Origin of the sequence: Bacteroides sp. ET336, assembly GCF_024733815.1 — a bacterium.
In the GTDB taxonomy this organism is placed as follows: Bacteria; Bacteroidota; Bacteroidia; order Bacteroidales; family Bacteroidaceae; genus Phocaeicola; species Phocaeicola cellulolyticus.
Window position 1 is genome coordinate 1 of sequence record NZ_JANRHK010000054.1, and the last position, 724, is coordinate 724.

The following is a 724-nucleotide window of genomic DNA, read 5'->3' on the forward strand; positions in this document are numbered from 1 at the left end:
AATATATTTGATGATAAGTTTTCAGCTGCAGCTGATGAGATTCTTGACAAATCTAGACCTGTAGCTGTATATTGCAAGAGTGGACGCAGAAGCAGGAATGCCGCAAGACTTTTGGTAAAGAAAGGATATACGGTATATAACCTTGACAAGGGTATCCTGAATTGGATAGACTTAGGTAAAGATATAGAGAAATAACATAAAAGGGCAGTTCAAACCGAAATGGTAGAGAACTGCCCTTATTTATTTTTTTACAATGATTGAAGCATTCTTTTCAATACAACTGTTGCCGAAATCTCACGGTTTGCTGCCTCAGGAATAACCAACGATGTAGGTGCTTCAATAACATCATCGGTAACTATCATATTTCTGCGCACAGGCAAACAATGCATGAAATAGGCATTATTAGTGACCGCCATGTGTTTGGCGTCAACAGTCCATCCCATATCCTTTGAAAACACCTTACCATAATCTGCAGGATTGGTAACTCCTGGACATGCCCAGTTCTTTGCATATATAAAATCTGCGCCTTCGAAAGCCTTCATCTGATCATACTCAACTTTTGCACCACGTACAAATTTAGGATCGAGCTCGTAGCCTTCCGGATGAGTAATAACAAAATCAACATCTGCCTCGTTCATGAAGTCTGCAAATGAATTAGGTACAGCCTGAGGGAGGGCTTTAGGATGTGGAGCCCAGGTAAGCACTACTTTAGGACGGTCCTTTT

General features: G+C 40.7%; 1 protein-coding gene and 1 pseudogene. One reads left to right on the forward strand and one right to left on the reverse strand.

The genetic code is table 11. The features are described 5' to 3' along the window. On the forward strand, positions 1 to 195 hold a 195-nt coding region (locus NW213_RS16785), incomplete at its 5' end, for a rhodanese-like domain-containing protein (protein ID WP_258323477.1). A gap of 53 nt (positions 196 to 248) precedes the next feature. On the opposite strand, the pseudogene NW213_RS16790 reads toward NW213_RS16785, so the two are convergent. After that, positions 249 to 724: pseudogene (locus NW213_RS16790) on the reverse strand (acetylornithine carbamoyltransferase); the annotation flags it as partial.